Genomic DNA, 26,116 nt, shown 5'->3' with positions numbered 1-26,116 from the left:
GAAAGGAATTATGATGGCGAGACAATACTTTAAACCGGGCAATATGCTGTATCCGGTTCCCGCGGTTATGGTAAGCTGCGGGCGGGAAGGCGAAAAGCCCAATATTATTACGGTCGCGTGGGCGGGAACGATCTGTTCTTCTCCGGCCATGCTGTCCATATCCGTCCGGCCGGAACGGTATTCCCATGCAATTCTGACGGAGACGAAGGAATTTGTGGTGAATCTGGTTACGAAGGATCTGGTATACGCCGCGGACTACTGCGGTGTGAAATCCGGACGGGACACAGATAAATATAAAGAGATGAAGCTGACACCGTCGCCCTCAAAATTTGTGAAGGCGCCGGGGATCGGGGAGAGTCCTGTGAATCTGGAGTGCCGCGTGACGGAAGTGAAGAAGCTGGGGACTCATGATTTGTTCCTGGCGGAGGTGGTGGGCGTCTCCGTAAACGAGAAGTTCATGGATGAGAACGGGAAATTCCACTTAAACAGTACCGGGCTGGTGGCTTACTCTCATGGCGAGTACTTTGAACTGGGGAAAAAGCTGGGGAGCTTCGGGTATTCGGTGAAGAAGAAAGGAAGGAAGCACAAATAATGCAGAAACTGGACAATATCACGCTGATCGGTATGCCGGCTTCGGGAAAGAGCACGGTGGGTGTTCTTCTTGCCAAACGTCTCGGCTACTCCTTCGTGGACGTGGACATCGTGATACAGGAAAAGGAAGGCCGCCTGTTAAAGGAGATCATAGCCGAAGAGGGGCTTGGCGGCTTCATGGAGGTGGAAAACCGGATAAATGCCGGCCTTTCTGTACATAAAAGCATCATAGCGCCGGGCGGCAGCGTGATCTATGGGAAAGAAGCCATGGAACATTTAAAAGAGATCAGCACGGTGGTCTATTTAAAGCTCAGCTATGAGGCGGTGGAAGCCAGGCTGGGCAATCTGGTGGATCGCGGCGTCGTGCTGAAGGATGGGATGACGCTTCGGGATCTCTACGAGGAGCGTGTGCCGTACTATGAGAGATACGCGGATATTACCGTGGATGAAACGGGCAGGGATGCGGGGCAGACGGTCGATCTGTTAAGGGAAATGCTGGAGGACATCTACGGACTCAGAACGTGACAACGGAACGGGGCGGTTTATGGAAAATGAGAATTTGTCCGGCATGCACGGACTGGAGCTTACGAGGCACAGCGCGCAGGCCATAGTAAATGATATCGGCGGCATCGTCCATCAGAACATCAATATGATGGACAAAAACGGGGTAATCATCGCGAGTACGGATAAGTCGCGGATCGGCCATCTGCACGACGGCGCTGTGAGAGTGATCGGGGAGAAACTTCCTGAACTTTACATAACTCCGGAATGCGCGACCAACTCCACCCGTGTTGGGTTAAATCTTCCGATTATCCATATGGGAGAGTGTGTCGGGGTCATCGGTATTACCGGCGGCTATGAGCAGGTAAAGGATTACGGAAGAATTGTTAAAAAGATGGTGGAGATCCTGATTCGTGAGAATTCGGAACAGGATGAGAAACGTCTGAAGACCAGAGTTGTCAGTCGTTTTCTGGAGGACTGGATTCTGGGAAACGGCCTGTTAAAATCCCAGGCGCTGGCGGAGCGGGGGTACACCCTGGGAATCGATATCAGCCTGCCGCGGCGTGTGATGGTCGTCAGCGTCAGAAAGCTGGAGAAATATATATCCACGGCGGACGGACAGAAGCTGATCGAGCAGATTGAGAATGATATCTCCAGTGTGGTGGAGTACATTCCCACCAACATGATCCTGAGAAATACAGGCCGCCAGATCATACTGGTCAAACAGTGCGCGGACACTCAGATTCGGGAGCTGGCGGAAAGACTGTCCGGTATGGTTCTGGAGCGGTATCATATCAAACTGGCCATCGGCATAGACGGAAAGTCTGAGGATATACCGACGGCATACAGCCAGGCAAACCGCGCGTGGAGATCGGCGAGAATCTCCTCCTCCAATATCCGGTCGTATGACCAGGTGACACTGGAGCTGTTTGCCGGTGATATTTCCAAGCAGATGAAGATCGCCTACATTCATAAGCTGTTTCAGAACTGCGCGTATGAGGAGCTGTCCGGATGGATTGATATCCTGGAGGCGTACTTCGCCGCGGAAGGATCGCTGACGGCCGCCGCGGACGCGCTGTATATTCACAAAAATACGCTGACGTACAAGCTGAAAAAGCTGGCGGAGCTTACTGGCTACGACGTGAGACTGATCAGCAACGCTCCGGTTTTTTATATGGCAATGCTGTTTTTCCAGGATGTAAAGGTTGAGATAGAATGGTAAGCGGATGTGCTGGAAAACAAAAATTGTGATGATTTTATGTTCTGAGGAACATTGACTGTGCCTTCTTAAGTATTGTATAGTATATACATACTAAAACGTGTTTTGTGCATTTTAGAGGACAAAGTGCACAAAGATTAAGGAGGGCATGGTATGACTGGTTTTCCACTTATTATCGCTTTTGTAATCGCAATCATTGTTATGATTGTGGCAATCTCCAAGTTTAAGATTCATCCGTTTCTCTCGATTATGACGGTGTCTCTGATCCTGGGACTGATTGCAGGTATTCCGCTCGTGAATGTGACGGCGGAGGATGGCAGTGTGACACAGGGCATTGCCAATGTTATCGGAGCCGGATTCTCCGGCACATTTACCAGTATTGGTATCGTCATTATCCTGGGCGCTTTGATCGGAAGCATCCTGGAAGCGACCGGAGCAGCATTTAAGCTGGCAGACATGGTAATCCGCCTGGTTGGCAAGAAACGGCCGGAACTGGCTATGCTTCTGATGGGCTGGGTCGTGTCGATCCCTGTATTCTGTGATTCCGGATTCGTAATTTTGAACCCGATCCGTAAGGCGCTGGTGAAGAGAACCATGACTTCCAGCGTGGCGATGACGGTTTCCTTATCCGCAGGTCTCTACATTTCCCACGTATTTATTCCGCCGACACCGGGACCGATCGCGGCGGCCAACACGCTGGGAATCGGAAACAACCTTCTCCTTGTTATGGGAATGGGCGTTCTCGTATCGATCGCTCCGCTGATCGCCGGCTATTTCTATGCGAAATACATCGGCAAGAAGGTTCGGGCAAAAGACGAGGCGGACAGCAGTGAAGTAACGAAGACCTACGAGCAGCTGGTTGCGGAATACGGCAAGCTTCCGGGCGGATTTATCGCTCTGGCTCCGATCGTTGTGCCGATCGTTCTTATGGCACTCGGCTCAATCGCTTCCATGGCTCACTGGACCGGATTTTTATTCGATATCTCAACCTTCCTTGGAACACCGATTATCGCTCTGGCTGTAGGTACCGTATTTGGCGTCATTCAGATGGCACAGGCCGGTAAGATGGATAAATTCTACGGAGTAACCAATGATACCTTAAAGACAGTAGGACCGATCCTGTTTGTAACAGCGGCCGGCGGTGTACTTGGAAAAGTGATTTCCTCTACCAGCATGGTTGATTACATTACCTCCAACGCGGCTGTTCTGGAAAGCATCGGTATCTTCTTCCCATTCATCCTTGCGGCTATCTTAAAATCCGCACAGGGTTCCTCGACCGTGGCCATCACGACTACGGCTGGTATCCTTGCACCGCTCATGGGCGTTCTGGGACTCGCGTCACCGGTACGTGCGGCACTGGCGGTAATGGCAATCGGCGCGGGCGCAATGACGGTTTCCCACGCGAATGACTCGTACTTCTGGGTGGTTACCAACTTTGGTGAGATGGAGCCGGAACAGGGATATAAGACACAGACGTTATGTACACTCGTACTTGGTATCGCATCCATGGTTTGGATCTTCTTATTATCCGTAGTATTCAGATAATGGAGACAGGTTGAAGTATTTTACTAATTACAATGACAGGAGAGGTGACAATGAAATTTTTATTTGCATCGGACTCATTTAAAGGGACACTGTCTTCTGAACAGATTATAACGCTTCTGGACGCGGCTGCGAAGAATGTGTTCCCGGACTGCGAGACCATGGGGATTCCTGTGGCCGACGGCGGGGAAGGTACGATCGACGCTGTCATATCCGTGCTTCACGGATCGATCCACGAGGTAGACGTACACGGTCCTCTGATGGAAGAGGTGGTCAGCCGTTACGGCGAGACGGGGAACGGTGCGGCTGTCATCGAGATGGCGGCGGCATCCGGACTGCCGATGGTGCCTGTCGATAAAAGAGATCCAAGGGTTACAACGACTTACGGAACGGGTGAACTGATTAAAACTGCTCTTGACCGCGGATGCCGGGATATTACGATTGCGATCGGCGGCAGTGCGACCAACGACGGAGGCATGGGAGCCATGCGTGCGCTGGGAATTCGTTTCCTGGACGAGAACGGAGAGGCGCTTTCCGGATGCGGAAACGATCTGGCACGGGTGGCGGACATTGATATCAGCGGACTTCACAGTGCAGTGAAGGATGCGAGGTTCACCATAATGTGTGACGTAAATAATCCCTTAACGGGTCCTGACGGAGCGACCTATACGTTTGGAAAGCAAAAAGGCGGCTCTCCGGAGATCTTAGATGAACTGGAGCAGGGAATGATTCACTACGCGGCCCTGATCCGGGAGAAAATGGGTACCGATGTGGACCAGATTCCGGGTTCCGGCGCTGCCGGCGGTCTGGGAGCGGCATTCTGTGTATTCCTTAAGGCGGAGATGAAGTCGGGAATCGAGACTGTGCTGGATCTGATTCATTTTGATGAACTTCTGGAAGGTGTGGATCTGGTCATAACCGGTGAGGGAAGAATCGACTGGCAGTCTGCCTTTGGAAAGGTTCCCAGCGGAATCGGCAATCGCTGCCGGAAGAAGGGAATCCCGGCGATCGCCATCGTCGGCGGTATGGGCGATAAGGCGGAGATGATATTCGATCACGGGATTGACAGCATTATTACCACCATCAACGGGGCCATGGGGCTCGATGAGGCGCTGGAACGGGCGGAAGAGCTGTACGCCGGAGCGGCGGAGCGGGCATTCCGTATGGTAAAGGCGGGAATGAGACTTCAGGACAGATCATAATAGGGTGAAATAAAAGGAATTGCGGCCGGGGCCAGGATGTGCTCCGGCCGTTTTTGTTACGAAAAGTTTAGCGGGCTGGACTCTTTGTTGTGAAATTTACGCCTATACAAACAATTTACAAACCATTTACAACAATAAGGTATTTGCTCAGTTAATTTCCTGCTAACATAAGTATGAAAAAAACTTTTAAGGAGGAAATGATGAGTGTGAAACTAAAAAGGTTGACAGCTCTTTTACTGAGCGCCTGTCTGGCAGCGGGCAATATAACGGCTGCATTTGGCGCGCCTGTACAGCCGGATCGTGATCCAGGGGCGAAGGTACGGACGAGCAGGCTGATATCGACAGAAGAAACCGTATGGAGGTATCTGGACGATAATACGGATCCGGCAGCAGCGGATGACACGGATGAGGAAATGCCGGGTACCCCCAGCAACGCGTCACCTTCTGACGCATCGCCGTCCAATGCGTCGGGAAAATATGGATTTTATCGTTTTGCGGCGGGCAAAAACAAAGCATCGTCGAAGGCCGGCAGACTGGTCTGGACCCATGCGGATTACGATGATTCCGGCTGGAAAGAGGCGAGAGGAAGCTTTGGGGCGAAGAAAGGTGAGATTGCGGATCTGGGAGACGGCCTGGTTCCCTATACTCTGTTGACCCAGTATATAGAAGGGCCGGATATGGCGGAAGATACGGATATTCCGGCCTATTTCTTCCGTACGACAATTGAACTGGAAGATATCGGCAGCATCACTGCCTTAAACGGCGAGATATTCTATGATGACGCGGCCATCATCTATATCAATGGCGAGGAAGTTCACAGGGCCGGTGTTCCGGAGGGCGGCTATTCACAGAATCTGGAGTATGGAGGAACAAACGCGGGTACTCCGATTAACGATAAGTTCCAGATCACGGACTTGACCATGCTGAAAGAGGGAAGCAACACTGTATCGGTAGAGCTTCATCAGGGCAGGGCCAACAGCTCGGATATTTACTTTGATTTCTGCTCTCTGGAAATAGGGACACCCGCCTCGAAATCGGATGAATTCATTACGACAGAGGGCACGGTTTGGAACTACCTGGAGAACAACACCGATCCGGCGGAAGGCAGTGAGGACCGGACCGTATGGACGCATACGGAGTTTGCGGATGAACAGTGGAAGTCCGGAAAGGGAAGCTTCGGAGCCAAGAAAGGCGCGATTGCAGACCTGGGAGGCGGATATATCCCGGATACGCTGTTAAAGCATTACATTGACGATACGAAAACGGCAGTGCCCGCGTATTTCTTCCGCACGGATGTCTATCTGAACGATGTCTCCGATCTGGAAGCGCTGGAGGCGGAAATCGCCTACGATGACGCGGTGATCGTGTACATCAATGGAAAGAATGTGTATGAGGGGCAGGTACCGGAGGGCGGCTATGACAAGAACCTGGCATACGGTTCGGCCAATGGGCTGTCAGCTCCAAGCCATGATATTGTCACAATTAATGACGTTTCCATGCTGAGAGACGGTGTAAATACAATTGCAGTAGAGCTTCATCAGGACAGGGCCAGCAGCTCCGACATCTATTTTGATTTTATTTCCCTGAAGGCTGCACAGCCGAAGCCATTTAAGGCGATTTCTCTGGGGGTATGGAATGATGAGACTCAGTCGGCTGTTACCTGGTATTCCTCAATAGGGGAAGACGGCAAAGTGAGAATCGGAGAGAAGGCGGATATGGACGGAGATTCGTTCCCGGAGCAGGCTTCCGAGTTTGCTGCGGAAAGAACGGAGGCAAACGACGCCGGGTTCTACAGCTTCCAGGCAGTCATGACAGGACTAAAGCCGGATACCGCTTATGTTTATCAGGTCGGCGCCGGGGAAACCTGGTCCGATATTTATGAATTTACAACCCGGGATTATGAGAATGGATTTAACTTCCTGCTTGCAGGTGATCCGCAGATTGGCGCGGGAAGCACGGATACGGATACAGAGGGATGGCAGAATACCCTGAAAATGGCCATGAAGGCATTTCCGGAGACCAGCTTCTTAATCAGTGCGGGAGATCAGGTCAACACGGCCAGCAATGAGGCGCAGTATGCGGGATACTTAAGCCCGAAGGAGCTGCTGTCCCTGCCAACAGCGGTAAACGTGGGAAATCATGACGCGGGAAGCAGCGCCTACAGCCAGCATTTCCAGGTGCCGAATGTCAGCAGTCTGGGAATGACTGAGAAGACCGGAAAATTCGGAGGAGACTACTGGTATACGTATAACAATGTGCTCTTTATGTCTCTCAACTCCAACAATATGAGTACGGCGGAGCACCGGGAGTTTATGAAAAAAGTTCTGGAAGAAAATGGTGCCGATGCGGACTGGACGGTGGTAACTTTCCATCATTCGATCTACAGCACGGCCAGCCACGAGTCGGACAATGATATTATCCAGAGGCGGGCGGAGCTCGCTCCGGTATTTACGGAGCTGGGAATCGACGTAGTGCTGATGGGCCATGACCATGTTTATACCAGAAGCTATATGATGAACGGAACGGATCCGGTGGTTCCTGCTGATGGAACGGTGCCGGAGAGTGTGACAGACCCGGCGGAAGGCGAAGTGCTTTATGTGACAGCTAACTCCGCCAGCGGCAGCAAGTATTATTCGATACATAATAAAGATTTTCCTTACGCGGCGGTGATGAATCAGGAGAGCACTCCGAATATCACTAACGTGGAGGTGACAGATAAGTCATTTGCAATTACAACTTACCGTACTACCGATATGTCTGTAGTGGATACCTTTGCAATTTATAAGGATGGCTATCAGCCCCCGCAAGCTGTTATTAAATCCGTTTCTCTCGGAGTAGGTGCGGACGAGTCAGAGACCATGGTTACCTGGTATTCTGATTCAAAGCTGCCGGGAAAGGTACAGCTTGTAAAGAAGAGTGATCTGGCCGACCGCGTATTTCCTGAGACAGCGGCAGAGTTTGCAGCAGAGAAGGAGAGCGCCAATGAGGAAGGCTTTTTCACGAATCAGGCAGTGATTCGCGGTCTGGAATCCGGGGCAGAGTACGCATACCGGGTCGGAGACGGAACTACCTGGTCAGATGTGTATGACTTGACGGTCCAGGATTCTCAGAATGGATTTAATTTCCTGCTTGCAGGCGATCCGCAGATCGGGGCGGGAAGCACGGATACGGATATTAAAGGATGGCAGAGAACTATGGAGACGGCCATAAAGGCGTTTCCGAGGACCAGCTTCTTAATCAGCGCGGGAGATCAGGTCAACACGGCCAGCAATGAGGCGCAGTATGCGGGATACTTAAGCCCGAAGGAGCTGCTGTCCCTGCCAACAGCGGTAAACGTGGGAAATCATGACGCGGGAAGCAGCGCCTACAGCCAGCATTTCCAGGTGCCGAATGTCAGCAGTCTGGGAATGACTGAGAAGACCGGAAAATTCGGAGGAGACTACTGGTATACGTATAACAATGTGCTCTTTATGTCTCTCAACTCCAACAATATGAGTACGGCGGAGCACCGGGAGTTTATGAAAAAAGTTCTGGAAGAAAATGGTGCCGATGCGGACTGGACGGTGGTAACTTTCCATCATTCGATCTACAGCACGGCCAGCCACGAGTCGGACAATGATATTATCCAGAGGCGGGCGGAGCTCGCTCCGGTATTTACGGAGCTGGGAATCGACGTAGTGCTGATGGGCCATGACCATGTTTATACCAGAAGCTATATGATGAACGGAACGGATCCGGTGGTTCCTGCTGATGGAACGGTGCCGGAGAGTGTGACAGACCCGGCGGAAGGCGAAGTGCTTTATGTGACAGCCAACTCCGCCAGCGGCAGCAAGTATTATTCAATACATAATAAAGATTTTCCTTACGCGGCGGTGATGAATCAGGAGAGTACCCCGAATATCACTAACGTGGAGGTAACGGACAGCTCCTTTGCAATTACAACCTATCGTACGACGGATATGTCGGAAGTAGACCATTTTACAATTTACAGGACAGAAGCTTCGAAGCCGCAGCCTGATGTGACGGGCGATACGGTAGCAGAGATTCTGGAGAGTCTGGATAAGGCTCTCGAACAGGCGGAGACAGAGGGAGAGAAGCAGGAAATTCTGAAGAAGGCGGCTGAGGCGGCCGGAGCGCTCTCGTATGATCCTAATACAATGGATGAATCCGAAATGGAGGAAATCAAAAAGCTGGAAGACAGGATCCTGGCAGGCTACGGCGATTTGTCGACTGAAACCGACTTGAAAACTGAGAAGGTGACCGGTGTGAGGGCAGAAGGCGCAGCGCTCAGTATTCCGTTAAAGGCTGGTGTCAGGGCAGCGGCTGTTCTGAAGGTAAGCGATATGGAACTGCCGGAGTCTGTGGGATTTGAGACGGAAGATGTTATCGCACTGGATATTCGACTGGATATCATAAGTGATGATCCGGAGGTGTCAGGCGGGAATATCCAGCCGAAGGTTCCGATGAAGATAACCATCGACGCGCCGGAGGGCATTGATTTAAACCGGCTGGTACTGCTGCATTACACCAATGGGGCATATGAAAACGTAAAATTTACAGAAAAAGATGGAGCAATCAGTTTTGTTGTTAATGCGCTGAGCCCGTTTGTACTTGCAGAAAAAGCGGCGGATAAGCCTGATGATGGTGGAAATGATTCTGATGACGGGTCTTCTGACAATGGGTCTTCCAATCATGGTTCTTCCGGCAGTGTGCAGGGATCATGGATACAGGACCAGACGGGCTGGTGGTATCAGTATCAGAATAAGACGTATCCGGTCAATACATGGGTGTCCATACAGGGAAGCTGGTATCATTTTGACCAGGCCGGTTATATGCAGACTGGCTGGATTCAGGTGAAGGGCGTATGGTACTATTTACAGCCGTCAGGAGCTATGGTGGCATCAGACTGGGTATTGTATCAGGATAAATGGTATTATTTGAACCAGGATGGGGCGATGGCTACTGCACCGGTTCACTATAATGGAACGGAGTACCGGTTCGACGAATCAGGTGCGTGTATAAATCCGTAATAAGAATAAAAAGGAGACTTCCGGATCGGCCAGCCGGTCCGGGAGTTTTATGATTGTTCCGGCTAACGCGGAAACAGGGAGGAAATCAATTATGGACTGGATTAAGAGGAAGCGCGGGGAGATCGTCCTGGCTGCTGTGGTAGTATTGATGATTGCAGCCATCTGCATTTATAACAGGGCTAACCCAATTACCTATACCATGTATGAAAATGGGACCATCAATTACGTAAAGGCAAGGGTGCTGGAGGTGACGGATCAGCAGCTGGAGCCGGTGGAGGAAGCGGAGGGGCGCTGGCTGGGAACCCAGGAACTGAAGGTGGAGCTTCTTAACAAGGGCCATTCAGGGGATATCATTACGGTAGTCAATTATCTCAGCACGACCCATAATGTTTATGCCAAAAAAGGGCAGCCGTTAATTATCAAGGCGGATTGCCCTGAGGGGGTGGAGCCGTTTTATTCGGTCTATAATTACGACAGAACCTCAGGACTTATAATGACTGGCATTGTCTTTATGGTGTGTATGGTGCTGGTGGGCCGGGGAAAAGGAGTAAAAAGTATTCTCAGCCTGGCGTTTACCATGTTTTTTATCATAGCGTTTCTGCTTCCCATGATATACAGGGGCCATTCCCCCGTACTTTTGAGCATTCTTACAATTCTTGTCTCCACAGCTGTCTCCATGCTGCTTCTGAACGGGTACAGCGCGAAGACACTGACGGCTATCGCCTCTACCATGGCGGGAGTGCTGGTGGCAGCAGGGGCGTTTGCGGTCATAACTGCGGTCCTGCACCTCGACGGCTATAATGAAAGTCAGGCGGAGGAGCTTTTACTGATCTCGGAAAACACGGGGCTGAAAATCAGGTATATTCTTTTCGCAGGCATTCTGATCGCTTCTCTGGGTGCAGTTATGGATATGTGTATGTCCATCGCGGCCTCTCTTTTTGAGATGAAACATCAGAATCCATCCATGGATTTTAAAGCGATTGTCAAAGCCGGGTACGCCATTGGAAGAGATATGATCGGTACTATGTGCGCGACCCTAGTTCTCGCATTTACCGGGACGGCCCTTACCATGATGCTGGTGCTGATCTCATACGGTGTTCAGCCGGAGCAGCTGATGAATTCGGATTATATTGCTATTGAGGCGGCTCACAGCCTGTCCGGCAGTCTGGCAGTTATCCTGTGCGTTCCGGTGACCTCATTCTTGTCCGCGTATGTGCTGGAACGAAATAATAAGACTAAATAAAAATAATTATCATTATCACTATTGCAAAGAGAGAAAGAGTCTGCTATACTGTAACCAGATGGAAATGGCTGGAAATATTATGGCCGGTACCATTGAGTAAATCATGCAAAGGCAGATTGTCATTGAACTATAAAACAGGATATCGTATTTTCCCATATGACAGGGTGCCTTTGCGGCACTCTGTTTTCCGGTTCATGAGGCGGTGCAGTCATGCCGTGCCGGACAGCAGCATAAAATAAACCTGGTTGAAGGAGGAGTTCATCATGATAAATATTCAGAAGGCGGCCATTATCGGCTGTGGATTTGTAGGAACATCTATTGCATTTTCCCTTGTACAGAAGGGGATTTTTTCGGAACTGGTTCTGATTGATGCCAATGAAAAGAAGGCGGAAGGGGAGGCGATGGATTTAAGCCATGGTCTGCCGTTTACGAAGCCTATGGAAATCAAGGCCGGAGGCTATGAGGATATCGCGGATTGTGCCATGATCATTATCACAGCGGGAGCAAATCAGAAGCCTGGAGAGACACGGCTCGATCTGGTCCATAAAAATGTGGAGATTTACAAGAGTATTATACCAAAGATCGTGGAGAAGAATCAGGAGGCGACGCTGCTCATCGTGTCCAATCCGGTAGATATCATGACGTATGTGGCGCTTAAGCTTTCCGGTTATCCCAGTCACAAAGTCATCGGTTCCGGGACTGTTCTGGATACGGCCAGGCTGAAATACTTATTGAGCCGCCATCTCGATGTGGACAGCAGAAGCATTCATGCATTTATCATCGGGGAGCACGGCGACAGTGAGCTGGCTGTGTGGAGCGCGGCAAACGTATCGGGGATCCCGTTAAATCATTTTTGTGAACTGAGGGGATATTTCGATCATATGGAGTCCATGGACCGCATTTACCAGAGCGTCCGGGACAGCGCGTACGAGATTATAGAGAAAAAGGGGGCCACCTACTACGGTGTGGCCATGGCGGTCTGCAGAATCGCTGAGTCTGTGATCCGGAATGAACATTCCATCATGCCGATATCGGTTTACTTAGACGGGCTCTATGGACTTCACGATATCTGCTTAAGCATCCCGACGGTAGTCGGCCAGGAAGGCGCGGAAAAGGTGCTGGATATCCCCCTGGACTTAATGGAGATGGGAAAACTGGTATATTCGGCCGAGGAGCTGAAGAAAATTATTGGAGAGCTGAAGCTTTAAAGCTGGCCTGTGATGAATTTTCAAACACACCCTGGTTCATAAATATGAAAAAATATGGAAAACCGCTTTTCATTTTTAAAATGATGTAGTAAGATAAAGTTCAGACAGATAGTTTACAGGAAATGTGATGTAAAAGGAGCTTTATGAACTACATTAATCTCGATGGAATAGGCGAAAAAATCAGCAAGTTAAGAAAAGAACAGGGCGTTACCATCCGGGAGCTCTCCGAGTATACCGGCTATTCGGTCGGCTTTTTAAGCAATCTGGAGACCGGGAAAAACAGTCCCACGGTGGAAAGCCTTCAGAAGGTGGCCGAGGCGCTGCGGACCGATATCATCGAGATTTTGACGAAGGAGAAGCAGCACCATACGGTCATCCGGAAGCATGAGAGGTCGGTGTTTGATCATCCCCGCTATAAGATGACGATTGAAACACTGGATTTCGGGTATGACAAGCAGATCTATGAGTTCATAACGATTGACCCGGGAGCGGAGGAGAAGGGAATCGTCTCCAGACACCTGTTCCCGGAAGTGTGCACCGTGATCGAGGGCGTCCTGACCATCGAGGTGGAGGACAGTGTCTATACCCTGGAAGAGGGAGATTCGATCTATATTCCGGAGAAATCGGCACACAGAATCTATAATCTGGGGGATAAACGGGTGGTTACCTACTGGGTTTTTCAGAAAACGAAATAGTGGAAGATTCCGTGAATCTTGACGTAGCATCTATAGTAATTCATCCCGATTTGTCTGGGAGAATGAATTCTTTGAAAAATTTTATCTAATCTCTGCATTTATGAAACCGGTATTGTATACTATAAATACTAATTGGGGTATGTATTTGCGGATGCATACTTGGGAGAGCCGGAGAAATTCGGCTCTTTTGCATTATAAATACGAGGCTGTGAAATCCATTATGGATTTCACAGCCTTTTTGTGATTATTCCTAAATAAAAAGTTGCAGAATTAGCACTATTGCTCAAAAATAAAATATTTCAGCGCCATGCATTGACAAAAGTATGAGGTAAGATTACAATGTGTTCATAATAATGAAATTAAGTTCATAATTATAGTTGGAGGAAGCAAGATGAATTATGGTTTAAGAGTACAGAAAATCCTCGGCAGCATGCGGCAGGATGGGATAGACAGCCTGCTTGTGACCCAGGGAACGGATATCCGATATGTGAGCGGGTTCAGCGGCGAAGCCGGAGTGGCGGTAATTATTCTCAGTGAAAGCAGAAATTATCTGATCACAGATGGACGGTTTACCAGTCAGGCGGAACAGGAGACAGAAGGATTTGAGATTGTCTTAATCAAGTCAGGGCAGAAGCTTTACGAAACCGCAGGCAGACTGCTCGATGAGATTGGAGCCAGGGAAATCCGAATTGATATCGGACAGATCTCGCACGCAGACTACCTGGAGCTGGAAAGCCATTGTCATGGAACTATCCAGAACATGAAACCGTATATTTCAGATGCCAGGATGGTGAAGGACGAGGAAGAGCTTGTTCTGATCCGCAGAGCCTGCGATATTACGGAACAGTCATTCCTGTCTCTGCTGAATCAGATCCGGCCCGGACAGAGCGAGAAGGAGATCCGCAACATTCTGGAAAATGAATTCCGCAGACGGGGAAGCCTGGATGTGGCGTTTGAAACGATTGTAGCTTCCGGCCCGGTGAACGGAGCTAATCCACACGCCAGCTTAACGGACAGAACGATCCAGCAGGGAGACATGGTTACGATTGATTTTGGATGTAAATATGAGGCGTACTGTTCCGATATCACGAGAACCTTTTCGCTGGGGAAACCGTCAGACGAGATGATGAAGATTTATAACACGGTGAAGGCAGCCAAGGAGGCGGCGGAAAGTACTCTGAGGGAGGGAGTCAGCGCACGGGACGTGGATCTTGCCGTGGAAGCGGTTATAGGTGGCGCGGGGTATCACCTGCCTCATGGACCGGGACACGGCTTCGGTCTGGATATTCATGAGAACCCGTTCCTGTCTTCGAGAAATGAGTATCGGATGGAACGTAATGTGGTACATACGCTGGAGCCGGGAATCTACGTACAGGGCATCTGCGGTGTGCGGATTGAAGATGATTACCTGATCACGGGTGACGGAGCGGAGTGTCTGACACCTAATATTACACGGGATTTGATTATACTCTGATGTTCCGGGAAGGTATGGAGGGGAACGGCAATGAGAGAAGAATGTGTGCTTCCCATTGAACGTGTGCGGCGGATTGACAGCAGGCATATTGAATTTTACTGGGGGAGAGAGCCGGTATCCGGCAAAGAAAAAAACATGGTTTTCCATGTGTACAGAGATGGAACAGAACTGGAGCTTTATGAACGGAAAGACGATGACGAATGGGATGTCGGTACCGTGCATGAAACGGCGAAGAGACGAACTACGGTAACGCTGGCAAGAGAAATCGGGGGAGAGGAACGCCTGAAAAAGGAATTCCTGAAAGAAGAATCCCATATCAAATCCTCAGACACTCTTACCGCCTGGGTGGAATATAAGGCAGATCACCGGATTGTATGTTCCAAAAGTCTGATAGAAGCAGCCGGCATAAATACCGTAGTCCACCAGGTTTCCTACGAGCCGTATTATCGGAAGTTTACAACCTCGAAGATGGGAATCCGTATTAAGTCAGGAGAAAAGGTGAGCGACAGGGCTCATGAGGCTGCGGCTCAGATGATTGATATTCTGCTGGAGAAGCTGCCTGAGACAGCGGACCGAATGAGGGAGCTTCATGCGGAGCTGGCGATCTACGCACTGGATGAAGATGCATACGATATACCGGAGCACCGCGCGGGCTGTCTGTATATGAACCGGCCGGTCGAGGGCTACGGTGGTATCGATGAAAATCCGGTCACGTCCATCTCTGAGGCCAACATCTTAAGAGTGCTCGAAGGACCGCATCAGACCCGTTATAAACAGGAATTGATTCTGGCTCATGAATTCGCCCACGCCATTCATCTGATCGGTATCAAAAATCTGGCCGATCAGACGCTGTACTGTCGTTCCATTGAGGTATATGAGGCGGCAAAAGCGGCTGGAAAATGGCCGGGAAGCTATGCAATCAGCAATTTTGAAGAGTATTTCGCCACACTGACCACAATCTGGTTTAACGTCATGGAAGAGGGAAAAGACGGAGCGTGGGACGGTGTGCGGGGGCCAGTCAATACGAGAGAAGAGCTGAAGCGTTACGACACCGGGGCATACGAATATTTCTCACAGCTCTATACGACGAGGCAGCTTCCGTATCCATGGGATACGGTGCGAAATGAATACGATATCGACGGAACGAAATATCAGGAGGTAAAGGAATCATGACGGCAGAAGAAATCGTGGAGAAAGACAGAGAGGCTCTGTATATCGGCAATACCAGGACCGTAGAGTTCGATTTGCCGCTTCCGAAAAAGGGAGTGTACGGTTCCGATATCCGGTGGATCAGCGGCCACGACAGGATTATCACTCCGGAAGGAAAGGTTACCCGCCCCAAATTCGGCATGGGCACCAGGACGATCAAACTTACGGCAGTGATCACGTGCGGAGACGCGGAGGCGGAGCGCTGCTTTGACGTGCGCGTGCTGGAGGAGGAAAACCGGATCAGGATTGCGAAGGTATATCCAATCCAGGAAAAGGCTCCAAAGGGACAGACTTACTATCTGCCGTCTGTGGCGGTGGTGGTGACGGAAGACGGCAAGACCATTTCCCACGCGGTAGAGTGGAACAATCATGGAGAAGCTGTCTATGAGAAAACCGGATTCGTGGAGGAACACGGCTTTATATCAGGAACCACGGTTCCTGTGACTGCCGGAATAGAGGTTGTGGAAACGCTGGAGGCGGAGACAGTAAATCCTGTACCAATTGTCAGAGACTGTTCGGACGGCCGGGTTTACTTAATCGAAGGAAGCCCGTTTTATCAGGCGCAGGAGTGGTTTTTAGAGTTTCTGCTTCAGGTCAATGACGACCAGATGCTTTATAATTTCCGGGATGCTGCGGGACTGAATAAGAAGGGGGCGCCGGAGATGATCGGATGGGATGCTCCTGACAGCAACTTAAGGGGACATACCACGGGCCACTATTTATCGGGGCTGGCCCTGTGTTACCGGGCGACCGGCAGCCCGGTGATCCGGGAAAAAGCAGAGTATATGGTGCACGCGCTTCGGGAATGTCAGACTGCCCTGCACGAGAAAAAGGGTTGCCATAAAGGCTTTTTAAGCGGTTATGGAGAAGAACAGTTTGACCGTCTGGAACAGCTGGTGCGCTATCCGGAGATCTGGGCTCCCTATTATACACTCCATAAGATTCTCGCCGGACTTCTGGACTGCTACGAATTTGCGGGCTGTGACGAGGCACTCACTATTGCCGGAGATCTGGGAGACTGGGTGTACGAGAGGCTGTCAAAGGTACCCCACGCCCAGCTGAACCGTATGTGGAGTCTCTATATTGCAGGTGAGTTCGGCGGCATGAACGACGCCATGGCCCGATTATACATACACACAGCAAAGCCGGAGCATTTGGAGGCTGCGAAGCTGTTTAACAACGACAGGCTGTTTTACCCCATGGCAAAGAACGTAGACGCGCTGGATGGACTTCATGCGAACCAGCACATTCCCCAGATGGTAGGCTGCATGAAGATATTTGAGGCAGGCGGAGAGACGTATTACCGGGATATCGCCCGTTTCTTCTGGGAAGCGGTGACCGGCGCTCATATCTATACCATCGGCGGTACCGGTGAGGGGGAGATGTTCCATGAGGCCGGAACGGTTGCCGGTCTTCTGACCAAGAATACGGCGGAGAGCTGCGCTTCCTATAATATGCTGAAGCTGACGAAGGAACTATACCAGTACCAGCCCTCGGCCCTCTATATGGATTATTATGAGAGAACGGTCTTCAACCATATCGCCGCTTCCTGTGAACACGGAGCGACGGGGGCCAGCACCTACTTTATGCCGCTGGCACCTGGATTTCATAAGGATTTTGAGGATGAGAATTCCTGCTGTCACGGAACCGGGCTGGAGAGCCATTTCAAATATATTGACAGTATTTATTACCACGATGCAGACTCGATTTATGTTAATCTGTTTATTCCGTCGGTTCTGGAAGCCGCAGGTATTACGATCAGGCAGACGACGAATTCGGCGGACCCGGGCCATATCTCTGTGGAGGTACAGGGAAATAAAAGCACAGTGCTGAAAATAAGAGTTCCGTACTGGTGCGGCGGATCGTATCAGCTGGAGATTGACGGGGCAGCCGTGAAGGCCCCGTCTGATGAGGCCGGATATATTCAGATTGGATACGATGGAAGCGACAGCATGAGGGCAGAGATCCGGTTTGCGTGTCGGGTGAATCTGGAGCGGACGCCGGATGATCACCATACCGCCAGCCTCACGTATGGACCTTATGTACTGGCGGCATTGACCGATTCGGTGAATTTTCTGGAATTACCATTCGATAGAGAAGGAGCCTTAGAGCAGCTTGTGAAGGCGGAGGGAGAGATCTCGCTGCAGTACCAGGAGATTAAATTTGTTCCGCTCAGCAGTATCTGCCACGAGCCGTATCAGGTCTACTTTAAGACGATTTAAATAAAAAAAGGGAGAAATACTCATGAAAACAGCAAGTCAGGCGATTTCAAATGAAGAGTTACGTAAACAGAGATCATTTTTAGGCCATCCCAAGGGAGTGGGAACCTTAAGCTTTATGCAGTTATGCAATTCTTATGCCAGCTATGGCATGAGCGCCATTTTAATTTATTATCTGTATGCTGTAAAACCGGAGGGGCTGGGACTGAGCCAGGCCAACGCGGCGCAGCTGATATCCCTTTACTCGGCGTGTTCCCTCATGTTCGGTATTGTCGGCAGCTATGTGGCCGACCGTATCCTGGGAACGAGGCGCGCGCTGTGTTTTTCCAGAGCCGTCACGGTACTGGCGTACGTCTGTCTCGCCCTGCCATTCGGCGGAATCGTGGGATACGTGGGAGCCATGTGTCTGCTCCTTGTATCCGCCATGCTCTGCGGCAGAAGCGCGGACGCTCTGATGGGAAAATTTTACGACAAGTCCGACAGCCGAAGAGACGGAGCCTATACGATTGGTTATGTGATATCCAACATCGGCGCGGCAGCGCCTGTTATCTCCGGTGCCATTGCACTGGCTACCGGATACCATGCAGCATTTCTGGTCTGTGCCGTATTTGCCGCTTTGGGGGTTGCAGCCTATCTGATCACAGAGAAGAAGTTTTTCGGAACGATTGGTTACGAGCCGGATGATCCCCTTCCTGCGGACAAGAAGAAAAGCTTTATTGTAAAAATGATTGTTGCCATTGTAGTCGCCATTGCTGTATTTGCTGTGTTGTTTATCAGCGGGATCCTGACGATCGGGGTATTCTCCAACGTAATCAGTACAGCCGCCATTTTTATCCCGATCATTTACTTTGTGATTATTATTACAAGCCCGAAGACGCAGAAAGAGGAGAAGACGAGAGTCGCCAACCTAATCCCCGCCTTCATCTGCAACTGCTTTGCCATGCTGGTATGGACCCAGTCCACTTCCATTCTTGCCATTTTTACGGAACAGAGAGTGGACCGTGTGATATTTGGAATGGAGATATCGGCGGCGTCCTTCCAGACACTTCCGGCCGTATTTGCCATTTTCTTAGGGGCCGTGGTCGGTTCCTTGTGGAGTGTGCTCGGAAAGAGACAGCCTCTGGCACCGGCAAAGATTGGTATTGGAACGATTCTGTGGGGCTGCGGACCGCTCTTCATGACGCTTCCTTTCATGCTCTACGGAGCTGCGGATAAGGTAAGCCCGCTCTGGATCGTAGTGTTCTATCTGCTTATTATCCTTGGTGAGGCATTTACCAGCCCGGTTGGATATTCCTGTGCGTCCATCGTGGCCCCGCAGGCGTTTGCAACCCAGATGATTACGGTGTGGTCCATGTCTCAGTCCACGGGTGCGGCGCTTAACACCCTGGCAGTGAATTTCTATAAGGAGGGTTCTGAGGTTCCGTTCTTCCTGGTGATTGGCCTGATTACCTGCGCGGCAGGACTGATCGTCCTGATCTTTGGAAAGAAGATTGCTGCGGGAATGGGAATGCTGGAGAAAACGGAGTAACTGACAGTTTAATTAAAAAAACAGAGGCGGCACCCCAGATTATATTCGGGTGCCGCCTCTGTTTTTGGTGTGCCAGATGGAGGGGGGCCATTTTAGCATGGTGGTCTTTCCGACCTGTCTTTTACAAACACCTTTCGGTATTCGCTGGGGGTAATCCCCTGGTTTAATTTAAAACGCCTTGTAAAGCTGGAGATATTGTAGTAGCCTACGGCTTCGGAAATCTCTTTCAGCGGAAGCGCGGTGGTACGTAAAAGTTCTTTTGCCCGTTCCATCCGCAGGTGAATGGTGTAATCCATCACATTCTGACCGGTATGATCTTTAAAGTATTTGCTGAAGGCCGGAAGCGTCATCTCGAAGTGGCCGGCTGCCTCATAAGCGGAAAAATCGCAGCGGAGGCAGTTGGCCTCCAAGTATTTCATAACCTCATCCAGAACGACCCGTTTGGCCGCAGAGGTGGTGAGCCCACTCAAATGCTCACTCCAGGCCCGGAGCATCTGTATAATCTCCTGCGCGGTCTCCATACCCGACAGTTCGATCGGAGAGTTGGAGGCCGCATTTTTCTGACCGCGGCAGTGTTCATTTACGAGATGGATTAAGTCAAAACAGATACTTCTGGCCAGATAGAGAGGAAGCTGGCTCTGCTCCATAAAATGAATGATATTCTGAATGGCATCCCTGATGTTCTGCTCATTTTTGGAAAAAAGTGCATTTCTAAGACTCTCAAATTCCTTGTGAGGGTAAACGACCGTTGCGTGCGCCGGCCCCAGGACCTCCCGAAACTCAATGACGGTGCCGTTGCCCTTTACGAAACGGTAGTCCAGGGCGCTGACGGCCTCCATGTAGGACTGGGCGATGCGCTCCGTACTGTTCACGCAGGTGCCGATTCCGACGGTGGTCATCAGCCCGTACTGCCTGGTTAAATATTTCTGCACATCCCCGAAAAATCTTGCCGAGACCGGCATGTGATCCGGCTGGTTCATGAGCAGCACGATCTGGTTGGGATGGAAATTATGCAGGTAATAGTAAATATAAGGAACGGAAAACTGCTTCTTAATCTCCTGCGCCAGCCCGTCCAAGTTGTCAAACTGTTTATGCAGCATCACGATACTGACGGTAAAGTACTCATTTGGCAGGGAGAGGTCCAGCTCCGAACAATCCAGATTGAAGTCTTCTCTGGAAGCGTAGGCGCCGTTTAAGAGGCGGTATAAGCGTTCATTTTTAACGGCTGTGAGGCTGTTGGCCAGCTGAGTGGACAGTGAACTGTTCTGAGTAGATAAGTAATCCAGTGCTCCGGCAATGGTTTCCAGTTCGTTGTAGGAAGCAGCGTCCGGGGAGATCAGCTTTGCCCTGTCCCGCAGACGGCGGACGGGTGCGTAATTCACCTTCTGCAAAAAGAAGATGGTGAAGCTGGCGATAAGCAGAATAATCACGATAGCCAGCAGGAATTCCTTCATAATAGAAGAAACCTGGGAAAATGTGGTCTGCCTGTCCGGAATAAAAGCCAGATACGTCCACCCATTTTTCTCGGACCTGTGTGTGCGGACGACGTATTCTTCCCCATCTATACTGGTCGTGGACGACAGTTCTATGGAATCTCCCAGATAAGTGCTTAAAATGCCGCGCATCCGATCGTGTTCCCCTGAGGTGGTTACGACGGCCCCGTTCTGGTCCAGGATATAGGTCTGCGCCTGATAGCTCTGAAGCTTTTGGCTTAAAAGTGCCTCAATGGAGCTGTTGTTTACATAAAAGAGAGCTGTGCCCTCGTGTTTCTGATAATCGGTAAAGACCGGGTAGGAAAAAAGCACGACGTTTGCCTCGGCAGGGCCTAAGTCCAGGTTAAGAAGCTTCTGCCTGGGAAGACAGAAGGAGGCCTTGCTGTTCAGAAGCAGATCCTGGAATTCCCTGGAGCTCATGCCGGGAACGCGGAAAATGCGGCTGAAGTAATAGTCCTTCCGGCAGGTCGTGGAACTGGTGGCCACGTATTCTTTCCCATCCAGAATCAGAACGATATCCTGGATAAAAGGGTTCGCAGAGGTTAAGGCCGACAGATAGGTGATGGTCGGGCTCAGGGCCAGTGGAGTTTCCGCCTCGGAGGCATCGTGTATCGTTCCGGTCAGCGTCAGCTGCCCTACGATGTTTAACATGGACTCCAGCTCATTGTCGAGCTGAGTGCTGATCTGCAGCAGCTCTAAGTCTACGGTTTCGTAGATCTCATCATAAAATTTCTTCATAAATCGGGAGGAATAGAAGAAGGTCAGGATGACGAGAGGGATTAAGAGCACGGTCATATAGGAGATCAGATAGCGGATATAGTGCCTCCCGAATTTTCGCTTTTTCCCTGTTTTCAGCATAAGATCTCACCGCCCCCGTTTCTGATATTTAACAATATTTATTATATGGTAAATGCACAACACTTTCAAGCAAAGTACCGCGAAAGAAAATAAGGACAAGGAAAAGATAAATAAAAAATGGCGGAAAGCCCCATGGAATCTAGTGCAAATTCTGCAAAGAAGCAAAAAATGGCAAATGTAGAAAGCAAAAACAGTATGCGGTTATGACCGCTGGAAAAATGGCTGGAAGGTCTGCAAAAAATGTGAATTGAAACGAGGCGGGAACTGCCGCTATACTGGTGTCAGACAAATAAATATGGAGGAGGTTTCAGGGAATGAGGGGGAGTACTGACACGAAACACGCGGTCGGGCCTGCACCCGGAAAGCCGGGGATTTACAGAGTGAAAAGGGCGCTGAGGCGCGACTGGCAGCTTCTGTTATTATGTGCAGTTCCTATTTTGTATTTTATTCTGTTCCATTATGTACCCATGTATGGAGTGCAGATCGCCTTTAAGGATTTTCGGGCGGTGGACGGAATCTGGGGGAGCCAGTGGTGCGGCTTCAAACATTTTGATCGCTTTTTTTCATCTTCCCAGTTTTGGCCATTAATTAAGAACACGCTGGGACTCAGCTTTCTACAGATTCTGCTGGGGTTCCCGATTCCGGTTCTTCTGGCAATTATGCTGAATCAGGTGAAGCACCAGAGGTTCCGGAAATTTGTGCAGTCGATCGTGTACTGTCCGCACTTTATATCGATCGTCGTCCTGACCGGTATGCTGTACATATTCTTATCACCGAGAAATGGTCTGATCAACCAGGTGATTCAGCTGTTCGGAGGTGAGCCCATCTTCTTTCTGGGAGATGCGAAGTATTTTAAGCTGACATTTGTACTCTCGGGAATCTGGCAGAACGCGGGGTGGAGCGCAATCATCTATATCGCGGCGCTGGCGGGAATCAGCCCCGACTTATATGAAGCGGCACAGGTGGATGGAGCCAATAAGTGGCAGAGGATCTGGCACATCGATATTCCGGGTATCCTGCCTACGGTTGTGATGATGCTGATTCTGGAGGTGGGAAAGGTGATGAATCTGGGATTCCAGAAGGCATATTTAATGCAGAATGCCCAGAATCTGGCAGCCAGTGAAATTATATCGACCTATATCTATAAAGTTGGTATGATAGATGCACAGTACAGCTATTCAGCGGCCATCAACCTGTTTAACAATCTGGTCAATATCATACTTCTGGTCACTGTCAATCACATTGCGAAGAAGACGACTGACAACAGTTTGTGGTAACGAGCCGCCAAGTGCTCGTAACAAGGAGGACAAAATGGCACAGAAAAAAACGAAGCTGCACAGAAGCTTTGGGACGCAGGCGCCGGCCGACCGCCTGTTTGATATCTTTAATTATCTCGTACTCGGCCTAGTGGCAGTCTGTGTACTGTATCCACTATATTTTATCGTAATCGCGTCGGTTTCCGATCCGGTGGCGATCAACAATGGCCAGGTGGCATTTTGGCCCGTCGGGTTTAACACGACCGGCTATGAAAAAATATTTGAAAATACGAAGATCTGGCGATCCTATAGCAATACCATTTTTTACACCGTGGTGGGAACCACCATCAACGTGATTCTTACCATGATGCTGGCGTATCCGTTAAGCAGAAAGAACTTTTTTGCCAGGAAGCCGCTCACGCTGTTCGTCATGTTTACCATGTACTTTCAGGGGGGACTGATTCCTACTTACTTATGGATGAACGACCTTCATCTGTACAATACGCCGTGGGTTATGGTTCTGCTTCCGGCTATCAACGTGTTTAACCTGATTATCGCCATCAATTATATCAGCAACAGCATACCGGAGGAACTGTACGAGGCGGCTTCCATCGATGGCTGCAGTCATATCCGGTACTTTTTCAGCATTGTGCTTCCGCTGTCGAAGACGATTGTGGTGGTGCTCGTCCTCTATTACGGCGTCGCGCACTGGAATGAATTCATGAACGGCCTGATCTATTTAAGGGATGAGGGGCTGTATCCGCTGCAGCTGACACTGAGAAATATTCTGCTTCAGAATCAGGCTTCCGGCCTGGGCGATGTGGACAGCATCATTGAACAGCAGAAGGCTGCCGAGCTGATCAAGTACGGCGTTATTATCGTATCGACTCTGCCGGTTCTGGTGATCTATCCGTTCCTGCAGAAGCATTTCGCAAAGGGTGTTATGGTTGGCTCCGTCAAGGGCTGACCTGGAAGGAAAATTACATAAAACTATATTTTTTCAGGAGGGAAACAATGAAAAAGAGATTTATGAGTACACTGCTTACAGTTACGGTTATGGCATCGGCCCTGACGGCCTGTGTGCCCAAGGCGGCCAACGAGACGGCAGCGCCGGCAGCCACCAAAGCCGCGGAAGCCGGAGAGACGCAGGCTGCGTTTGAAGTAAATAAGGAAGGCCTGCCCATCGTCAACCAGCCGATTACGTATGAGATCGCGGCCAGCACACAGAAAAATAAAAATTTTAAGGAGCTGGAATTCTTTCAGAAGCTGGAGACGGATACGAATGTAATCGTCAACTGGAATATGTCCTCTGATGACGGATGGAATGAGAAAAAGAGCCTGCTGTTTGCAAGTAATACGCTGCCGGATGCATTTTACGGACAGGATATCTTAAAAGATGTGGATATCATCAAGTATGCGTCCCAGGGAATGCTGATCCCGTTAAATGATATGATAGACGAGTATGCGCCCAACTTAAAGGCGATTCTTGACGCGAACCCGCAGTACAGGAAGCAGATTACGGCGCCGGATGGCAATATCTACTCGCTGCCGACCATCAATGAGTTAAATCCGACCACCCATGACAAGCTGTTCATCAACAAGACCTGGCTCGATAATCTGGGACTTAAGGTGCCGGAGACCAGGGAAGAGCTGGAAACCGTTCTTCAGGCCTTCAAGGACGGAGATCCCAATGGAAACGGCAATACAAACGATGAAATCCCATTTTCGTTCCGTATGAGCTCCAGCGACCCTTACAACAGGCAGCAGGGAATCCAGTCTTTATTCGGAACCTTCGGACAGCTGGATGATATCTATCATTTCGTGATCAACGACGGAGATGTTGTATATACGCCGATGACAGAACCGTATAAAGAGGCCATTTCCTGGTTCCATTCCCTGTACGAAAAGGGGCTGGTGGACAAGGAAGCATTTACACATGATTTTAACGTCTATGTGGCCAAAATTCAGGATCCCAACAAGATTGTCGGCATGTTTTTAGGCTGGAGCGGCAATGCCACAGCGGCGGCCAACAAGGATGACTACGTAGCCATGGCGCCGCTTATCAATACCAACGGCGAGCGGATCTGGAGAACCGTGGATGCAAAGATCATCTCCAAGGGTTCCTTCGCAATTACCAGCAAAGCGGAGCATCCGGAAGTTCTGATGCGCTGGATCGATCAGTCCTACGATCCGGAAAGTTCCCTGGAGATCTGCCAGGGCCTGCTGGGCCACGTTCTGGAGAAGACCGGAGAAGGCCGTTACCACCAGATGCAGCTGCCGGAAGGCGTCACTCTCGATACGGCAATTCATGATTACAGCCCGGGAAATGACGGAACCTTCGCAGTGATGCAGCCGATCATTGACAAGCTGGACTTAAACGCTAACTTAACAGAGCGTAAGGAACTGGATGCTTTCTATGCTCCGTACAATGTACCGGCCGACGAGATGTATCCCAATGTGTTCTTCACTGGGGACGAGATTGAAGAAATCGGCGTGCTGCAGACAGATATTGACTCTTACGTAGCCCAGAAGTATGCAGGCTGGATCGTGGAAGGCGGCGTGGAGGACGAGTGGGATTCGTTCCAGAAGAAGCTTCAGGATATGAATGTGGAACGCTATATCCAGATTTATAAGGACGCTTACGCCCGCTACAGCGCAGAATAAGGAGCGCCTGTTACCCCATATTTTGCGGAAATGTAACTGTTTAGGACGGCTTATCTTCTTGACCGAAAAAACCGGTCAAGAAGCATCGTATGTCCATCCGATGTGAAAAATAGTGCAAAAACAGTCTTATAAGCGAGCTTAACGCCTGCTTTCGCACTATTTTTCCCGCCGTCCTGAACTGTTA

The 26,116-nt window shown here is 50.2% G+C and carries 17 protein-coding genes; 16 read left to right on the top strand and 1 reads right to left on the bottom strand.

The genetic code is table 11. From position 1 onward, the window contains the following. Positions 1–13: 13 nt before the first annotated feature. From H8S80_RS18040 to H8S80_RS17975, 13 genes are all read left to right on the top strand, one after another. Positions 14–592 carry a flavin reductase family protein gene (locus H8S80_RS18040; protein ID WP_002605523.1) on the top strand — a complete coding sequence of 193 codons (579 nt, stop codon included), beginning with the start codon at positions 14–16 and terminating at the stop codon, positions 590–592. After that, positions 592–1,116: a shikimate kinase gene (locus H8S80_RS18035; protein ID WP_002605524.1), complete on the top strand. Its 525-nt coding sequence runs from the start codon at positions 592–594 to the stop codon at positions 1,114–1,116. The genes H8S80_RS18040 and H8S80_RS18035 overlap by 1 nt, the downstream gene beginning before the upstream one ends. A 19-nt stretch (positions 1,117–1,135) precedes the next feature. Continuing rightward, positions 1,136–2,314 (top strand): CdaR family transcriptional regulator, encoded by a 1,179-nt coding sequence (locus H8S80_RS18030; RefSeq protein ID WP_002605525.1) that lies wholly within the window; start codon positions 1,136–1,138, stop codon positions 2,312–2,314. Between the two features lie 150 nt (positions 2,315–2,464). Further along, the gene (locus H8S80_RS18025) at positions 2,465–3,856 is read left to right on the top strand and encodes a GntP family permease (RefSeq protein WP_002605526.1); all 1,392 of its coding nucleotides are present in this window, start codon (positions 2,465–2,467) and stop codon (positions 3,854–3,856) included. Positions 3,857–3,906: 50 nt separating this feature from the next. Beyond that, positions 3,907–5,055: a glycerate kinase family protein gene (locus H8S80_RS18020; protein ID WP_117633163.1), complete on the top strand. Its 1,149-nt coding sequence runs from the start codon at positions 3,907–3,909 to the stop codon at positions 5,053–5,055. Positions 5,056–5,261: 206 nt separating this feature from the next. Further along, on the top strand, positions 5,262–10,085 hold the full coding sequence (locus tag H8S80_RS18015) for a fibronectin type III domain-containing protein (RefSeq protein ID WP_187049064.1): 4,824 nt from the start codon (positions 5,262–5,264) through the stop codon (positions 10,083–10,085). A 91-nt stretch (positions 10,086–10,176) separates the two neighbouring features. Beyond that, complete coding sequence (locus H8S80_RS18010; protein ID WP_181987996.1) at positions 10,177–11,328, top strand: YibE/F family protein; 1,152 nt, start codon at positions 10,177–10,179, stop codon at positions 11,326–11,328. Between the two features lie 263 nt (positions 11,329–11,591). Next, on the top strand, positions 11,592–12,536 hold the full coding sequence (locus H8S80_RS18000; RefSeq protein WP_002605530.1) for an L-lactate dehydrogenase: 945 nt from the start codon (positions 11,592–11,594) through the stop codon (positions 12,534–12,536). Between the two features lie 143 nt (positions 12,537–12,679). Continuing rightward, a complete protein-coding gene (locus tag H8S80_RS17995; protein WP_002605531.1) occupies positions 12,680–13,231 on the top strand; it encodes a helix-turn-helix domain-containing protein in 552 nt (183 codons plus the stop codon). A 391-nt stretch (positions 13,232–13,622) separates the two neighbouring features. Beyond that, on the top strand, positions 13,623–14,705 hold the full coding sequence (locus H8S80_RS17990) for a M24 family metallopeptidase (protein ID WP_002605532.1): 1,083 nt from the start codon (positions 13,623–13,625) through the stop codon (positions 14,703–14,705). 30 nt (positions 14,706–14,735) lie between these two features. Further along, on the top strand, positions 14,736–15,878 hold the full coding sequence (locus H8S80_RS17985; protein WP_117632731.1) for a hypothetical protein: 1,143 nt from the start codon (positions 14,736–14,738) through the stop codon (positions 15,876–15,878). Next, positions 15,875–18,136 carry a beta-L-arabinofuranosidase domain-containing protein gene (locus tag H8S80_RS17980; RefSeq protein ID WP_187049063.1) on the top strand — a complete coding sequence of 754 codons (2,262 nt, stop codon included), beginning with the start codon at positions 15,875–15,877 and terminating at the stop codon, positions 18,134–18,136. The genes H8S80_RS17985 and H8S80_RS17980 overlap by 4 nt, the downstream gene beginning before the upstream one ends. A gap of 22 nt (positions 18,137–18,158) precedes the next feature. After that, the gene (locus H8S80_RS17975; RefSeq protein ID WP_002605535.1) at positions 18,159–19,661 is read left to right on the top strand and encodes a peptide MFS transporter; all 1,503 of its coding nucleotides are present in this window, start codon (positions 18,159–18,161) and stop codon (positions 19,659–19,661) included. Between the two features lie 92 nt (positions 19,662–19,753). Here the strand turns inward: H8S80_RS17975 and H8S80_RS17970 are convergent, their stop codons facing one another. After that, complete coding sequence (locus tag H8S80_RS17970; RefSeq protein WP_117632729.1) at positions 19,754–22,012, bottom strand: helix-turn-helix domain-containing protein; 2,259 nt, start codon at positions 22,010–22,012, stop codon at positions 19,754–19,756. A gap of 314 nt (positions 22,013–22,326) precedes the next feature. Here H8S80_RS17970 and H8S80_RS17965 point away from each other — a divergent pair, with 314 nt between their 5' ends. From H8S80_RS17965 to H8S80_RS17955, 3 genes are read left to right on the top strand one after another with little or no spacing between them, the layout of a single operon-like run. Next, positions 22,327–23,289, top strand: coding sequence for an ABC transporter permease (locus H8S80_RS17965; protein WP_002605538.1), 963 nt, complete (start codon positions 22,327–22,329; stop codon positions 23,287–23,289). Positions 23,290–23,323: 34 nt separating this feature from the next. Further along, the gene (locus H8S80_RS17960; RefSeq protein ID WP_110323592.1) at positions 23,324–24,235 is read left to right on the top strand and encodes a carbohydrate ABC transporter permease; all 912 of its coding nucleotides are present in this window, start codon (positions 23,324–23,326) and stop codon (positions 24,233–24,235) included. Positions 24,236–24,282: 47 nt separating this feature from the next. Then, the gene (locus tag H8S80_RS17955; protein ID WP_117632728.1) at positions 24,283–25,932 is read left to right on the top strand and encodes a type 2 periplasmic-binding domain-containing protein; all 1,650 of its coding nucleotides are present in this window, start codon (positions 24,283–24,285) and stop codon (positions 25,930–25,932) included. Positions 25,933–26,116 lie beyond the last annotated feature (184 nt).

This window comes from Hungatella sp. L36 (assembly GCF_014288035.1).
This window is presented reverse-complemented; position numbering and strand designations above follow the sequence as displayed.

What these genes read in the sequence shown, in the direction of transcription:
- H8S80_RS18020 (WP_117633163.1), top strand. Translation starts at nt 3,907, where the DNA reads ATGAAATTTTTATTTGCATCGGACTCATTTAAAGGGACACTGTCTTCT.
- H8S80_RS17955 (WP_117632728.1), top strand. Translation starts at nt 24,283, where the DNA reads ATGAAAAAGAGATTTATGAGTACACTGCTTACAGTTACGGTTATGGCA.
- H8S80_RS17980 (WP_187049063.1), top strand. Translation starts at nt 15,875, where the DNA reads ATGACGGCAGAAGAAATCGTGGAGAAAGACAGAGAGGCTCTGTATATC.
- H8S80_RS18040 (WP_002605523.1), top strand. Translation starts at nt 14, where the DNA reads ATGGCGAGACAATACTTTAAACCGGGCAATATGCTGTATCCGGTTCCC.
- H8S80_RS18030 (WP_002605525.1), top strand. Translation starts at nt 1,136, where the DNA reads ATGGAAAATGAGAATTTGTCCGGCATGCACGGACTGGAGCTTACGAGG.
- H8S80_RS17960 (WP_110323592.1), top strand. Translation starts at nt 23,324, where the DNA reads ATGGCACAGAAAAAAACGAAGCTGCACAGAAGCTTTGGGACGCAGGCG.
- H8S80_RS18025 (WP_002605526.1), top strand. Translation starts at nt 2,465, where the DNA reads ATGACTGGTTTTCCACTTATTATCGCTTTTGTAATCGCAATCATTGTT.
- H8S80_RS17965 (WP_002605538.1), top strand. Translation starts at nt 22,327, where the DNA reads ATGAGGGGGAGTACTGACACGAAACACGCGGTCGGGCCTGCACCCGGA.
- H8S80_RS17995 (WP_002605531.1), top strand. Translation starts at nt 12,680, where the DNA reads ATGAACTACATTAATCTCGATGGAATAGGCGAAAAAATCAGCAAGTTA.
- H8S80_RS18000 (WP_002605530.1), top strand. Translation starts at nt 11,592, where the DNA reads ATGATAAATATTCAGAAGGCGGCCATTATCGGCTGTGGATTTGTAGGA.
- H8S80_RS17975 (WP_002605535.1), top strand. Translation starts at nt 18,159, where the DNA reads ATGAAAACAGCAAGTCAGGCGATTTCAAATGAAGAGTTACGTAAACAG.
- H8S80_RS17990 (WP_002605532.1), top strand. Translation starts at nt 13,623, where the DNA reads ATGAATTATGGTTTAAGAGTACAGAAAATCCTCGGCAGCATGCGGCAG.
- H8S80_RS18035 (WP_002605524.1), top strand. Translation starts at nt 592, where the DNA reads ATGCAGAAACTGGACAATATCACGCTGATCGGTATGCCGGCTTCGGGA.
- H8S80_RS17970 (WP_117632729.1), bottom strand. Translation starts at nt 22,012, where the DNA reads ATGCTGAAAACAGGGAAAAAGCGAAAATTCGGGAGGCACTATATCCGC.
- H8S80_RS17985 (WP_117632731.1), top strand. Translation starts at nt 14,736, where the DNA reads ATGAGAGAAGAATGTGTGCTTCCCATTGAACGTGTGCGGCGGATTGAC.
- H8S80_RS18010 (WP_181987996.1), top strand. Translation starts at nt 10,177, where the DNA reads ATGGACTGGATTAAGAGGAAGCGCGGGGAGATCGTCCTGGCTGCTGTG.